At 39.6% G+C, this 15,214-nt stretch carries 14 protein-coding genes; 5 read left to right on the top strand and 9 right to left on the bottom strand.

Translation table 11 applies throughout. The annotated features are described in order from the left end of the window. Positions 1–33 precede the first annotated feature (33 nt). The 5 genes from IOC57_RS21550 to IOC57_RS21530 all read right to left on the bottom strand — a co-directional run bounded on the left by IOC57_RS21550 (position 34) and on the right by IOC57_RS21530 (position 4,719). Positions 34–852 carry a carbohydrate ABC transporter permease gene (locus IOC57_RS21550; RefSeq protein ID WP_207440614.1) on the bottom strand — a complete coding sequence of 273 codons (819 nt, stop codon included), beginning with the start codon at positions 850–852 and terminating at the stop codon, positions 34–36. Then, positions 852–1,712, bottom strand: coding sequence for a carbohydrate ABC transporter permease (locus IOC57_RS21545; protein ID WP_207440613.1), 861 nt, complete (start codon positions 1,710–1,712; stop codon positions 852–854). Before IOC57_RS21545 ends, IOC57_RS21550 begins: the two co-directional genes overlap by 1 nt. 165 nt (positions 1,713–1,877) lie before the next feature. Further along, positions 1,878–3,167 (bottom strand): ABC transporter substrate-binding protein, encoded by a 1,290-nt coding sequence (locus IOC57_RS21540; protein WP_207440612.1) that lies wholly within the window; start codon positions 3,165–3,167, stop codon positions 1,878–1,880. 359 nt (positions 3,168–3,526) lie between these two features. Next, entirely contained in the window at positions 3,527–3,712 is a 186-nt protein-coding gene (locus tag IOC57_RS21535) for a hypothetical protein (protein ID WP_063235290.1), read from the bottom strand. A 167-nt stretch (positions 3,713–3,879) separates the two neighbouring features. Beyond that, positions 3,880–4,719 (bottom strand): YitT family protein, encoded by an 840-nt coding sequence (locus IOC57_RS21530; RefSeq protein ID WP_207440611.1) that lies wholly within the window; start codon positions 4,717–4,719, stop codon positions 3,880–3,882. 452 nt (positions 4,720–5,171) lie between these two features. On the opposite strand from IOC57_RS21530, the gene bioF reads away from it, so the two are divergent. From bioF to bioC, 3 genes are read left to right on the top strand one after another with little or no spacing between them, the layout of a single operon-like run. Next, positions 5,172–6,371, top strand: a complete 1,200-nt coding sequence (gene bioF, locus IOC57_RS21525) for an 8-amino-7-oxononanoate synthase (RefSeq protein ID WP_207440610.1) — start codon at positions 5,172–5,174, stop codon at positions 6,369–6,371. After that, complete coding sequence (locus tag IOC57_RS21520) at positions 6,368–7,117, top strand: alpha/beta fold hydrolase (protein WP_207440609.1); 750 nt, start codon at positions 6,368–6,370, stop codon at positions 7,115–7,117. Before bioF ends, IOC57_RS21520 begins: the two co-directional genes overlap by 4 nt. Next, complete coding sequence (bioC, locus tag IOC57_RS21515; RefSeq protein ID WP_207440608.1) at positions 7,107–7,928, top strand: malonyl-ACP O-methyltransferase BioC; 822 nt, start codon at positions 7,107–7,109, stop codon at positions 7,926–7,928. Before IOC57_RS21520 ends, bioC begins: the two co-directional genes overlap by 11 nt. Positions 7,929–8,129: 201 nt before the next feature. On the opposite strand, the gene IOC57_RS21510 is transcribed toward bioC, so the two are convergent. From IOC57_RS21510 to IOC57_RS21495, 4 genes are all read right to left on the bottom strand, one after another. Next, positions 8,130–8,807: an ABC transporter ATP-binding protein gene (locus IOC57_RS21510; RefSeq protein ID WP_207440607.1), complete on the bottom strand. Its 678-nt coding sequence runs from the start codon at positions 8,805–8,807 to the stop codon at positions 8,130–8,132. Further along, on the bottom strand, positions 8,804–9,910 hold the full coding sequence (locus tag IOC57_RS21505) for an ABC transporter permease (protein WP_207440606.1): 1,107 nt from the start codon (positions 9,908–9,910) through the stop codon (positions 8,804–8,806). The genes IOC57_RS21510 and IOC57_RS21505 overlap by 4 nt, the downstream gene beginning before the upstream one ends. Positions 9,911–10,009: 99 nt before the next feature. After that, positions 10,010–11,389 carry a sensor histidine kinase gene (locus tag IOC57_RS21500; protein ID WP_207440605.1) on the bottom strand — a complete coding sequence of 460 codons (1,380 nt, stop codon included), beginning with the start codon at positions 11,387–11,389 and terminating at the stop codon, positions 10,010–10,012. After that, positions 11,386–12,105, bottom strand: a complete 720-nt coding sequence (locus IOC57_RS21495) for a response regulator transcription factor (protein WP_207440627.1) — start codon at positions 12,103–12,105, stop codon at positions 11,386–11,388. The genes IOC57_RS21500 and IOC57_RS21495 overlap by 4 nt, the downstream gene beginning before the upstream one ends. A gap of 365 nt (positions 12,106–12,470) precedes the next feature. On the opposite strand from IOC57_RS21495, the gene IOC57_RS21490 reads away from it, so the two are divergent. Beyond that, the gene (locus IOC57_RS21490; RefSeq protein WP_207440604.1) at positions 12,471–13,448 is read left to right on the top strand and encodes a bile acid:sodium symporter family protein; all 978 of its coding nucleotides are present in this window, start codon (positions 12,471–12,473) and stop codon (positions 13,446–13,448) included. Positions 13,449–13,728: 280 nt separating this feature from the next. Continuing rightward, positions 13,729–14,985, top strand: a complete 1,257-nt coding sequence (locus IOC57_RS21485) for a DUF445 domain-containing protein (RefSeq protein ID WP_207440603.1) — start codon at positions 13,729–13,731, stop codon at positions 14,983–14,985. Positions 14,986–15,214: the final 229 nt, after the last annotated feature.

The following is a 15,214-nucleotide window of genomic DNA, read 5'->3' as shown; positions in this document are numbered from 1 at the left end:
GCACATGGTTTAATATTCCCTATATTTAAATAGTTATTTAACGGCTCCATCTGCAATTCCTTTGATAATTTGCCTCTGAGCAAAAAAGTACGCAATGATGACTGGAATGATGGATAAAGTAAGTCCGGCCAAGGCGAGATGCCATTGCTTCGTATATTGACCGAAAAAGAAGAATAATTTAAGTGGAATGGTCTCAGATCCTGCACCGCCAATAACAAGGGATGGCAACAAATAGTCATTCCATATCCAAATGACATTTAAGATCCCAACTGTAATGGACATCGGTTTTAATAATGGAAATATGATATACCAAAATACTTGAAACCGGTTAGCACCATCAATTTTTGCTGCCTCATCAAGTGAGATGGGGATCCCTTTTAAGGTACCATGATATAGGAATATGGAAAGACTGCAGCCAAAACCTAAATACATGAAAATCAGGCCGGCCTTGTTCAGCATCCCAAGCTGTCCGAATTGGGCAACAAGCGGTATCATCACAGACTGAAACGGGATCAGCATGGCTGCAACGAACACAAAGAAAAGCAGGGAACTTATTTTACTTTTGTTCCGGGAAAGAGCGTATGCTGCCATCGCTGAAAAAATGATGATGATGACTACACTGATGCCCGATATCAATAAAGAATTGAATAAAGTCCGGAGGAAATCCAATTGCTCGAAAGCTTGAATGAAGTTTTCGAATGTCCAGGTTTCAGGCAGTCCCAGTGTATCGGCAAATATATCCCGTTTCATTTTAAAGGCATTGACAAGCATTAAATAAAACGGAGTGAGCCATAATATGGCCAAAATGAATCCGATGAATCCAATCAGCCACAATTTCCATTTTCCCCTCATTACAGCTCAACCTCCCGTTTTTTATTGAAATAGACTTGTGTCAGCGAAACGACCGCCACGATTACGAAAAAGATGACGGCTTTTGCCTGTGCATATGCCATATCGTTTTCGGTGAAAGCGGATTTTACAATGTTCATCGCAACCATTTCAGTTGAATTATAGGGAGCTCCATTCGTCAAAGAAAGATTTTGATCATAGATCTTGAACGAGTGGGAAAGCGTCAAAAACAAACTGACGGTAAAAGCAGGTGCCACTAGTGGAAAAGTTATATGGCGAAAACGCTGGAAGCTGTTAGCTCCATCAATTTTTGCCGCTTCGATCAAGTCTTCAGGAACAGCCTGCAGATAGGCAATATAAATGATCATGATATATCCAGCCATTTGCCAAGACGTTAAAATGATCAATCCCCAAAAACCTGTATCAGTCGTTGATAACCATCCATTGAATGCTTCGATCCCAGTCAAATCACCAATCGCACCAAAGACCTTAATGAAAATGAACTGCCAAATAAAGCCTAGAATCAAGCCGCCGATTAAATTGGGCATAAAGAAAATTGTCCGCAGTATGTTGCTTGATTTAATTTTCGAAGTCACGATGAGGGCCAAACTTAATCCGATCACATTGATTACCACAATTGCAGCTACGGAAAATTTAATGGTGAACCAAAATGTATCTAGGAACCCTTTATCAGTAAACAAGTCTATATAATTCTTAAGTCCGATGAAATCCGGCGTACCTAAACCGTTCCAATTCGTAAAGGAATAATAAAATCCATAGATGAGTGGCACGATCACAACCAAAATGAGTGCAGCAAGAACAGGTGTCAAAAACAGCCAATATGCGGCATCCCGATTCCTCAACGAAACCGACCTCCTTGAAATGATTTAATTGTTAATGGGTTTTAGATCATGACTGGGTTATTTGCTGAATCCCTTATTGAGGAACCCCTAATGGACTTTTTTATAACTAGGAACAACCAATCGACACGCTTATCATGCCGATTGGTCACTTGCATTTCCCAATACTTATTTGCTATGGATCTTCTCCCAATTTTCAATGTTCTGTTGGACAAGTTCTTCCCAAGTCAATTTACCGGTTACGTATTTTTGGACACTTGCCCCAAGGTCATCATTCCAACCAACCGGATATCCATTAAACACCCAACCAATCGTGTTTCCTTCTTGGGAGTATTTATAAATCTCTTTTGAAATTGGATCGGCAATTTTTTCTACATCATATCCTTCATAAGCAGGAATGAATTTAAAATCTTCCAAAACGGCTTTTTTCCCTTCTTCGGATGTATACATCCAGTCGAGGAACTTCTTCGCTGCCTCCTGTACCTTTTCATCCGATTTCTTGTTCACTGCCCAATAGTTCGGTACGCCGACCGGCATGCCTGCAGAGTCTCCATTTGGAATCGGGATGATGCCAATTCCTTTTTCAGCTAACTCAGGGTCCATATCATACACTGTGTTATACACCCAGTTACCTTGCTGAATAATCGCAACCTTTTCAAGCGAGAACAGCTCTTCCACTTGCTGGGAGTAATCGAGGCTCGCTGTCGGCTGGACGGAATATTTATTTTGAATATCTACCAGTTGCTTAAACTTGTCACCATCCGTGAATTTAACCGTTGGAGCCTTGCTTGCTTCTAACACATTCCCATCAAACTCCGGTGCTAAGAATACATTGGATAAATGGTTTCCTGTCACCCACTTCTCTTTGACCGGATAAGCGAAAACTGCATCGATCTTCAATTTATCTTTTTGTGAATCCATTTTCTTAACTGCCGCCTCTAAGGCTGAATAACTTGTAATTTCATCAGGATTAATACCGGCTTCTTTAAATATCCGTTTGTTATAAATCAAGCCGTATCCTTCCTGGTTAAATGGAAGTCCAAGGACTTGCCCGTCCTCTTCCACGCCATCCAAAGTACCGTCAAGTGCTGCAGCAGCAGCCTTCGTGTCCTTTAAATCTGTTAATCTATCTTTATATTGTTCGACATCTACCGGTCCGCCAATGTTAAAAACCGCTGGCTCCTCACCTGAAGCGAACTTTGCCGTAATGGCTGATTTATAATCATTTCCGCCCCCTACTGTCGATACCTTGATCTTCACGTCTGGATTTTCCTTTTCATATTGGTTTGCCAATGTCTCGAATTGCGACTTGAATTCTACCTTGAATTGAAATATATCCAGCGTCACGACATCCTTTGAGTCGCTGTTTCCACCAGTTGAAGAAGAGCATCCAGCCAAAATCACACTAAAAATTAATAAAACAGTAAAGATTCCCCCGTACCATTTTTTACGTTTCATGTCTACCGACTCTCCCTTTTTCTCATAATATTCATGCAATTTTAAGAAAACGTTTGCATAAAATAGTAAAATAAAAGCCTTTCATTCTAGAACACTCGCAGTCTATCGTACTTCTTTTACATCACCTCCTCACAAAACTTATTGCAAACGTTTACATTTATGCGCTTTATATTACCACCAAATTCCATACTTTACAATAAAATTGTAGTATATTGTAAAAAAAGGATGTTAAGAACCTTCTTAACCAAATTATATGATTCAGAAACCTTTGATTATTCCTTATTTCGATTATTTAATGTACGGGCCATTTTCATTCCTGGCATTACACGAAAAAAGGGAAACCCGTCGGTCCCCCTTTTTCACTTCAATATCATCTTCACATTGGATGAACCATATTCATCCTTCAATTCATAATATTTATCGCTTGCTTGTCCAAATTCTTTAAACACACCGCTAATGATCAATTCATTCGTTTCCTTATCAACGACACTGTACTTGATATTGCTTTTCCCAAACTTTCTGTCATCCACTTTTAAAAGGATCATCTTGGCACCTCCACATTTAATGGCTGCACTCCTCAGGGTGTGTGGTTTCTTACTTACATAATATAACAAATTATTCTGAATTTACAGATATTTCTCAATACAAAATAAAAAAGCCCACTAGGCCTTTTCATTTCGCTTATACCTTATCCGCCTCCCGATAATTCGCATCAGGACTTCGAGATATCCAGGAACCCTTCACCAAATACGTCCCGTACATCATGTATGGCTATAAAAGCATTGCTATCCGTTGATTGCACTATTCTCTTTAACTTCAGTACCTCTTGCTTACTTATAACGATATATAAAATATCCTTGGATGCTTTTGTATAGTATCCATGTCCGCTAAAAACAGTGACCCCCCGGTCCATCAATTCGGTTACTTGTTTTGCAATCTGGTCCGCTTCTTTTGAAATGATGGTAATCGCTTTTTTCGGATTCAATCCCTCAATGATGAATTCCATCGTTTTTGTTCCAATGTAAAGCATAAGGATAGTGAGCATCAGACCTTCTGCACCAATGATGAAATAAGATGAGAACGCAACGATTAAATCGAAAAACAGTAGTCCATAGCTTAAGCTCCATCCCAAATACTTATTCGTGATTCGGGCTAGGATCGTCGTACCGGCAGTAGTGCCTCCAACACGAATGATCATACCTATTCCTGCACCGGCAAAAACCCCGCCAAATATCGCATTGATGACCAATTCATCTGAAGATATCGTCCAGCTTTCAGTCAAATGAAGGAAAAGTGAATTAAATGCAACGGCAATGATTGTATATACCGTTGTTAATTTCGACAAATATTTATAACCGACAATGAGCAGGAAAGCGTTAATGATCAAACTTAACAGCCCCGGTGACCATTCAAAAAGATAAAATAAAATGATGGTTATCCCCGTGACTCCTCCCTCACCAAGTTCATTTGGAATGACAAAAAGATTTATTGCCAAGGCGAAAATAAAAGCTCCTATTAGGATAAAGAAAACATCTAAAGAAATCTTTTTCATATTTATTACCCTTCCTTTATGTGATGGTTAATGTGAATCGGTTAAATTCACTGCTCTATAGTAACATGGAATCTCTTTTAATCCTTCAAAGATTTGAAGGTTTAACAAAAAGACTACCTTGGAAGTTAGATTATCTTCAATGAACGGGCTTAATACATATAAAGGCACCAAAATTCACTAAGCTCTTTTATACATTAGCTTAACAAAGCCATTGTCTCCTTCTCATTAACCTATTTTCATGTTAGTTTCATGCTCCTCGACTTGGTTCAAATAACCAACAGCACACTTAGGATAGATGTCCTTTTTCGACCCTGGATTTCTCTTTGATTAATGGATAATCAATTTATTATCATGTTCCTTTTCAAAGCTTGACAGTTTCATTGAGTCATGATTAGAATGTTTTATATGTTAACCTATATTATTTTTAGTTAACATATAAAAGGAGAATGCCCATGCACAGTGAAAAACAATTACTTGGTTGGGAAGAAAAAATAAAGAAAGAACTGGCTTACTTAGAAGAGATATCGCAAAAACGCGAACTCGTTTCAACGGAATTCGCCGAGCAGCCATGGCTTAAGATCAACGGGTGCAGGATGCTAAATCTAGCTTCTAATAACTATTTAGGATATGCAGGAGATGAGCGGCTGAAAAAGGCCATGGCAGATGCCGTATATACATATGGTGCAGGAGCAACGGCTTCACGTTTAATTATTGGCAATCACCCTCTTTACGAGCAAGCGGAACAAGCTCTTGTCAATTGGAAGAAAGCCGAAGCAGGACTCATAATCAACAGCGGATATAACGCGAACCTTGGGATTATCTCCGCCCTGCTGTCCCGTAACGATATTATTTATAGTGATAAATTGAATCATGCAAGCATTGTCGATGGAGCCCTTTTAAGCCGTGCAAAGCATCTACGCTATCGTCATAATGATTTAGTTCATTTAGAAGCATTATTGAAAAAATCATCGATGGAAGCACGTAAATTAATCGTGACGGATACGGTCTTCAGCATGGACGGTGACTTTGCTTATCTTGAAGACCTTGTTCGGTTAAAAAAACGTTATAACGTAATGTTAATGACTGATGAAGCACACGGAACCGGCATCTACGGTAAAAACGGTGAAGGTTATGCCGGTCATCTCCATCTTCAAAATAAAATAGATATCCAAATGGGAACATTCAGTAAAGCGCTCGGTTCATTCGGGGCCTATGTCGTCGGGAAAAAATGGCTCATCGACTATTTAAAAAATCGCATGCGCGGATTCATATATTCAACTGCACTCCCCCCGGCCATTCTCGGTGCTATGAAAACAGCAATTGAACTTGTCCAGCAAGAACCAGAACGCCGCTCACTGCTCCAAACACATTCAGAACACTTTAGAGAGGAACTCACAAATTACGGGTTTAATATTTGCGGAAGTCGATCACAAATTGTTCCTATCGTCATCGGGGAAAACGAAAAAGCGATGGAATTTGCCACACGTTTGCAGAAAGAAGGAATCGCGGCTATTGCTGTCAGACCGCCGACCGTTCCTGAAAATGAGGCGAGAATCCGGTTTACCGTAACAGCTCTCCACGATAAAAAGGATCTTGATTGGGCAGTTGAAAAAGTGTCGATCATTGGAAAAGAAATGGGTGTTATTGAATGAAACAGGCGAATTTAGTCATGCTTCCTGGATGGGGAATGAAAAAAGATGCGTTTCAACCGTTAATCAATCCGCTGTCAGAATTATTTCACCTCTCATTTATAGAATGGAGAGATATGAAAACACTAAATGACTTTGAAGATCGGGTCATGGACACCATCGCTTCCATCGATGGCCCTGTTTATTTACTGGGCTGGTCATTAGGGGCAATAGTATCACTTGGACTTTCAAGTTCGTATCGAGAAAAAATAAAAGGTTTTATCCTTTTTGGCGCAACAAGTCGGTTTACCACAGGAGAAAATTATTCATTTGGCTGGGATCCACGAATGGTCGAGCGGATGAAGAAACAACTGCAGCACAATAAAGAGAAAACTTTGATTTCCTTCTATGAAGCAATGTTTTCCGAATCTGAAAAAGAAGAAGGTTTTTATCATCAATTCATCACGGCAATTCAACGAGAGTTTCATGGTGATGATGTATTTTCGCATCTTATTGGTTTGGATTATCTAATCCATAAAGATGTTAGAGCAGGACTCGACCGAATTGAAGCCCCCTTTATCTTGCTTCATGGGAGAGAAGACAAAATTTGCCCACTTGAAGCCTCATCCTTCATTAAAGAAAATCTGGGTGGGAATGCCGAGCTTCATATTATCGAAGGCGCCGGTCATATTCCATTTTTCACAAAAACACAGGAATGTATGGAGCAAATAAAAACATTTATTCAAAAGGAGTACATTCATGATAGATAAACGATTGTTAAGTAAGCGGTTCAGTGAACACGCGAAAACATATGATGCGTATGCCAATGTTCAAAAAAACATGGCAAAACAATTAGTGGATTTGCTTCCTGCAAAAATCATCAATCATAAAATCAATATTCTTGAAATTGGCTGCGGCACGGGTTACTTAACGAGGTTACTCGTCGACATATTCCCTAATGCCTCTATTACGGCTGTTGATTTGGCACCAGGAATGGTTGAAGTGGCGAAAGGAATGACAAAGGAAGATCGTGTTATATTTTTATGTACTGATATCGAAGAAATGGCGCCTAATGAAAATTACGACTTGATTATTTCTAATGCAACGTTCCAATGGCTGAATAATCTTCCTGCAACCCTTGAAAAATTGATTGCACGATTAACGGCTGAAGGAAGCCTGATATTTTCAACGTTCGGAATCGATACCTTTCAAGAGCTTCATAGGTCATATGAACATGCGAAAGAAAAGCTGCAACTTTCCATTGATAGTTCACCAGGCCAAATGTTTTACACACTAGAGGAATTATCCCAGGTTTGTGAAGAAGCACTCCCCTTTTCATCAGCATTTCCAATCGAGATAACAAAAATGGAAAAGCTAGAACTAGAATACTTTCAGACAGTACGTGAATTTTTCACTTCAATTAAAAAGATCGGTGCAGCTAACAGCAACAAAGAAAACTACAGCCAGCGTCCTTCCCTTTTTCGAGAGTTAATCAACATATACGACACAGAATACCGAGATGAATCAGGGGTGAAGGCAACCTATCATTGTTTGTTCTTTAAAATAAAAAAACATGATTAATCCGAAGATAACCATCTGGGATCCAAGCATAATATGATACATAATTGCATGCCCTCTATATAAAGCAACAACTAGTATTTCAGCTGCTTATTGTCGATTACTAGGTTCCAATTCAAGCGATTTCTGCCTCCGCTTCTCCTAATTCCTTTGGTGAAACGGAGGCCTATTTATCGCTTATTGAGTGTGGATTTTACGTATAACTCATCCAAATACCTTGCCATCTGTAATATTGACCACTCGATCACATAAATCTAACATTCTTTCATCATGCGTTACCATGATGGCGGCTTTATTTCTTGATTTCACCTCATGTGCAAGCATTTCAACAACATCCCTGCCTCTTTTGGAATCAAGACTTGCAGTTGGTTCATCCGCTAAAATGATTTCCGGATCATTCATCAGCGAACGGGCGATGGCTACACGCTGCCGCTCACCGCCCGACAGTCCTTCCGGCAAGTGACCTGCCCGATGTCCCAGTCCAAGGTGGCTAAGCAATTCGTCCGCTTTATTCATAGTCTTTTTATCTCGCTTGCCACTCAGTTCAGAAAGTAGCATAAGCTGATCTCGTACGGTGAGATATGGGACAAGATTCGACGTTTGGAATACAAAACCGATCTTTTCAAGGCGTACTCTAGTCAATTCCTTTGGGGATAATGTTGTAATATCTTCATCATTCAGCAGTAAGCGACCTTTGCTTGGGGAAAGTAACGCACCTGCTATTGAAAGAAAAGTACTTTTTCCTGAGCCTGAAGGACCCATGATGGCGACGAATTCCCCCGCTCTCACATTCAGGGAAATATTATCAAGGGCAGTCACTTTATTATCGCCTTCCCCATAAATCTTACTGACGTTTTCAAATAATAGTTTATCCCCCATCATGATACCCTCCCTATTGCTTCAATCGCGTCTATCTTCGCTACCCGATATAGTGATAGCAGCGAACCCAATACGGATACTACTAAAAGTAACACGGAATATTTAATGACCAAATCAGTACTCAATTCAAAAGGCATTCCTTCTGGCATGATCAAATTGACGCCAAATGTCAGTGCAACACTGATGGCTATGCATGTAACGGCAAGCAGCATCACTTGACCAACGATGCTTTTTGCCAGGTAGCTCGTATTGGCCCCGAGTGCTTTAAGGACACCAAATTGATTCGTCTTCTGCAAGGTAATCACGTAAAAGAATACAGCCAAAACGAAAGCTGCTATGACAAACAAGAAGGCAATCATCATCGTCAATGTACCCTGTTCCTCTTTGTAGCCTGGTATACTCTGAAGTGATTCTTCTTTCGAAATGATCGTTACGCCTTCAGGCAATGCTTCACGTACATTTTCTTCTGCCTTCGGGTCCATTTGCACGGCTATTGTGCTGATTGCATCTGTTTCTTGATTGTTCAATGCTGGATTAATGTCCTGCCACCCCTTAACATTCATGTAAACTACCGGTGAATGGCTGTAAGATTGCTTTTCAGTAAAACCAACAATGGTGAAAACCTTGCCTGATAGGTCATCTTTAAGTGAATCACCCAATTTATACCCCACTTCTTTTAAAGAACGATCTGCAACGAGTTCACCTTGTTTCTTATTGTCATAGTTCGTTCCTTCTATGACCCTCGGTGCTAAAATGCCACTTGCATCGGTAGCAAAAATGGTGACATCCGTTTTCTCGGATGCTCCGATTTTATTCAATGTGATCATCATTTGCCCCAGGCCTTCGGCTGCTTTAACATCCGATGAGGCCCGGATTTCATCTAGCTTTTCCATGGATATGATAGATCGGTTCAATTTATTTTTAGAGTCATGATCCATAATGAAATAGTCGGCCTTCATGTTTTGTATGGATGAAGCATTATCTGAAGAAAGTCCATTAGCTAATCCTGAAATGATAAAGACAAGCAAAGCGACCAATACCATGATCAAACCAATCAGCAGATAACGTAACTTTGAATGCTTTAATTCACGTATTGCCAAAAACATCATTTCATCTCCCATTCCTTTAGTTTACCGATCCCATCCCACTTCAATCGGTATGACTCGATTGTAAACAATCAATATGAATGGAAGATGAACAGCTGATTACATAAGGGGCAGCCGTATATAAAAAGTGGTCCCTTTACCGAGTTCGCTTTGAACTTCGATCATCCCCCCATGAAGTTCAACCGTCTTCTTCGTAATCGAAAGTCCTAATCCGCTGCCTGTTTCACTCCTGTTCCTCACCTTGTCGACTTTATAAAAGCGGTCAAATATATAAGGGAGGTCTTCATCGGGGACTCCTATGCCCGTATCGGCAATCCTCACTTCAACAGTACTGCCTATTCTTTTAATCCGAATATCGATCGAACTGCCACTTTCCGAGTATTTAATGCTATTGGTTATCAAATTGGTCCATACTTGATTTAAAAGTTTCTCATCTGCAGAAATGACGGTTGAAGGCAAATCCATTTCGATCACCATATCTTTTTCCCGCCAATTCCATTCCAGCATGAACAACACTTGCCGGATTTGCTGCGCTAAATCGAAATTGGACCGTTGCAGCGGATCTTCTACTTTATCCAAAGAAGCAAGCATGAGCAGCTGTTTGCTTAACAGCGACATGCGCCTGCTTTCCTTTTCAATAATGGACAAGTACTGATTTCTTTGTTCTTTTGTTAATTCCCCCGATTGGAGGGTTTGAGAAAAACCTTGGATGGATGCAAGCGGAGATTGAATTTCATGGGATACATTCGATACGAACTCCTGCCTCATATCATCTAACCGCTGTATGCTTTGAGTCATTTTCGAGAAATTTTGGGCCAAATATCCAATTTCATCACGGCGGGTAACATTCAATTCACTACTATAATCCCCATCGGCTATCCTCTTTGTAGCTTCCGTTAATTTCGTAATCGGCTTGACGATGAAACGCGTGTTAATGATCACAAATAAAAAGCTGAGAAGGAGCGTGAGTACGAGCAAAACTGCAAGGAAAAAGCGGAATTCACCAAACTGCAGCTCTATATTCGGCCTTACAAACAATGCATGTTTTTCGCCATTCACGTTCAACGGGACCCCAATGCTATTAACCAATACATCTTCAAAAAATCCGGTAATAAATAACCCATTATTATAATTGGCTATCCCTTGATAGGTCTTTCCGTTCAAGACTCCAGAAATCGTATCTCGATCCAAACCAGTTTCCCGAAACGGCTCGCCATATAAGGTTCCATCCCCCTGCTCATTAAATAGATACATTTGATAGTGCAATCCTGCAATATGGTTTAAATAAACATCAATGTCCTGTTCAGGATTTTCCTCATATAAGGAGACGATATCACTTGCGACTTTCTTTATCTTCTCACCATTGTAGGGTTTTTGAACCTGATGATAATAGACATTGGAAATTAAAAAAGCGATGACACTGGCAAGGACCATGATCAAAATGGTTTGAATTACTATTCTGAAATAGAGTGTTTTCACTTCTTGTTGACCTCCAGTTTATAACCTAAACCACGGACTGTCGTTATAACAAAATCATCGGTCCGCCCGGCAAAACGTTCCCTTAACCGTTTAATATGAACATCAATCGTCCGATCATCCCCTTCAAAATCTGCGCCCCACACCAATTCAATAAGCTGCTCTCGCGTAAAGACCTGATCAGGAAAACTCCCCAGCTGAGCCAGCAGCTCAAATTCCTTAAGCGGCAGGAGCAGCGTACTCCCATTTAATCGCACTTCATAACTTTTACGGTCAATGACCGTTTGATTCAATGATATGGATTCAGAGTTCACCATGCGATACCTCCGCAATAGCGCTTTTATCCGAAATAGAAGTTCCCGTGGCTCAAATGGCTTGACGAGATAATCATCCGTACCTGCAAAGTACCCCTTTTCCTTATCGATAAGTTGATCTCTAGCTGTCAACAAAATGACCGGCAGATCATATTGATCACGGATTTCCTTACAAAGATCCAGTCCGTTTTTAAACGGCATCATAATATCAACAACCGCCAGATGGACCCGTTCCTTCTCCAGTATCAAGGAGGCTTCATTCCCGTCCTTCGCCTCTGATACCATGTACCCTTCCTTTTCCAAGTGAAATTTTAGCAACTCCCGAATATGCCGATCATCATCCGAAATTAATATATGTATCAAAGAAACCACATCTCCACTTCTTTTATAACCCTGACTAAACATACAATAGCAATAATTAATCCTGTAAAACAACAAATACTATTTCCTACTCTAGAAACCGGGTAGCTACTTTCCATATGATTAGTATGCCAATAATTTGCACCCCTCTTATTTTTCAAAAAAAGAAAAAGGATAAAGGTGAACAGAATTCTAAAACCTTTTTCTTTGTTAACCCATCATATTCATTCCCTTTCAGCGCTAGAGAATTACAGTTCTAAAAATCACCTTTTTCAATATGGCTGTCCATAATGAAACCAACCAAAAAGTCGGTTAGGAATGTATTGACATTTTTTTATCTCTCAAAAGGGTTTTAAATATTCTGAATATAAACTATAATTGTTTTATTTTAAAACATCTAGGAGGTCACTATGAGTTTAGTAGAGAAAATCAGCGGATTTGCTGGTAAAACGTTTACCTTATGGGTCATTATATTTGCAGTTATTGCGTATATCTCACCTAATCAATTTATATGGATAGGAGACTATATTGTTCCATTATTAGGAATTGTCATGTTCGGCATGGGACTTACATTATCAACAGCGGATTTTAAAGAAGTGTTCCGACGGCCGAAAGAAGTGGCATTAGGGGTAGCTGGACATTTTATCATTATGCCATTATTGGCATTTGTATTAGCATTAGGATTCGATTTGCCCAAAGAAGTAGCTGTTGGTGTTATTTTGGTAGGGTGTTGCCCTAGTGGAACTGCTTCAAATGTCATGGTGTTTCTTGCGAGGGGAAATGTTGCGCTTGCAGTTGCCATTGCTTCTGTTTCCACTATTCTAGCACCTATCGTAACCCCCCTGCTTATTCTGCTCTTGGCAAGTAAATGGGTCAATATCAGTATTGGGTCATTATTCATTTCCATCATTCAAGTGGTGATTATCCCGCTGATGCTTGGATTTCTTGTTAAAAAGTTTTTCGGTAAACAGGCGGAGGCTGGTGCAAAGGCTTTACCTCTAGTATCTGTCATTTCTATCGTTCTAATCGTATCTGCCGTGGTAGCTGGCAGCCAAGCCCAGCTGGCTAAAACAGGTTTGCTGATTTTTGCAGTAGTCGTTCTTCATAATGTTCTTGGTTTTTTACTCGGCTTTTTCTTTGCTCGTTTATGCGGAATGGATTTAGCTAAACAGAAAGCTGTTGCAATGGAGGTTGGTATGCAGAATTCCGGTTTAGGTGTAGCTATAGCAACAGCACATTTCTCACCTTTGGCCGCTGTACCTAGTGCCATTTTCAGTGTTTGGCATAATCTATCAGGTTCCGTCCTAGCCTATATCTTCAGTCGTATGAAAGATAAGGAACATGTAGGGACCGTTAAAAATGATTCGATAAAAACAGACGCATCATAATATGTTGGAAATGAACCAAAAAACCTTTTAAAAAAAGCCGATTTATTTAATCGGCTTTTTTTATTGTGAATCAACCTCCGCATCTTCGAAATTCAAAGGAAATACTAATGATTGTGGTCTTAATAAATGCTTTCCCCATTCCCCAATAAATGAACTTATTGCCTCTGTTGGGAGTATTTTTTTGAACTACCTGCTATACTACTAGATACAAGTATGACATTGAACATATAGATGATTCGTTAATAGTAATTGAATTTCATTTTAAGGATGAGAGAATATAATGACACCAAAAATAAAATCATCAAGAAAAATAGCAAGATATTCACTAATTATCATGGGGGCGGGTTATATTGCAACCACCCCATTTCAAGGCTCATTGCCGCTAGATTTATTACATGGAGGGTTTGAGGCTGGTTTAGTTGGCGGATTAGCAGATTGGTTTGCAGTCACTGCATTATTCCGCCATCCACTTGGAATACCAATTCCCCATACAGCCCTTTTGCCCAACAATCGTAAAAGAATGACAAATGCACTTGTTTCGATGTTAAAAAACGACTGGCTTTCTAAGGAAAGTATTCAGGACAAAGTGAAACATATTCCTTTTACTGAAAAATTGATCCCTATTTTAGTAAAAGAGATACAAAGTGATACTTTTAGAAAAGTCCTGATTAAACTTATCAAGCAAATGATTGGTTATATAGATGTTGAAAAGATTACACCTTTCGTTGCAAAAAAAATTAAAGCATCGCTTTCTAACATAGATATGAGTAAGATCCTACATTTAGTAAGTTCACAGTTACTTAACGAAGAATTTGATAAGAAGGCATTGGATCATGTTTTGAAAAAAGCTGAAGATTGGTTAAGAAAAAAACAAACCAGTCACCGACTTGGCACTGTTTCCATGGATGTACTCAGCAAGATTGAACTGGAAGGCATGCTTCAGTTTGCCGTTAAATCCATTCAAAGTCTACTTAACGAAGAGAAACTTGGGAATATCATACAAAACCTGTTATTAAGTGTCGTAAATAATTTACAAAACGAGAACGAACCAAATAGAGAAGCTTTAATCTTATATATCAGGAAAGAGATACAAGGCATTGACCATAACCGGGAACTGTTAGAAGGAGTTGAAAAATGGAAAAAACAACTTCTAACAAAATGGCAGCCTGAGGCGACAATAATGGGAAGTCTACAACAAATTCAACAAGAAGCTTTGGATTTCGTCGAAGATGAACATTTCATGGATACTTACCTGACTCCAATGATTCATCACATACTGGACAATATTAAAGAAAATAGCACCCACATCGATCATTGGATACAGAAACAAATTACGGTTCTCATTGAAAATAATCATACGCAGATCGGCAATCTTGTACAAGAAAATTTAGATAAGCTAGACAATGAAACGTTGATTGATATGATGGAAAATGGTGTAGGAAAAGACTTACAATGGATTCGTGTGAACGGAGCGGTCTGTGGTTTTATAATAGGGCTTATCCTAACAGGTGCACAGGCTCTGCTTAAGCTGTTATAATTCAGGCACCTTTGCCGATATTGTAACGAAAGGATATTGTCATTACTAAATCAACAGGGGCTGATTCATTGCCTTTAGTTTGGAACCCCGCACCTGCCACACCGCCGATTCCGAGTGCCATCAACAGCCGTTCTGGCGCTGTTCCTCGGTTAGCTGGTTACAAAGTGGAGTTTTTTAAAATTGATTATAAAGTTATAAGATATAGAAAAAGCCCCTAATAAGGGGCTTT

This window comes from Bacillus sp. SD075 (genome assembly GCF_017355165.1).
In the GTDB taxonomy this organism is placed as follows: Bacteria; Bacillota; Bacilli; order Bacillales; family DSM-1321; genus Peribacillus.
This window is presented reverse-complemented; position numbering and strand designations above follow the sequence as displayed.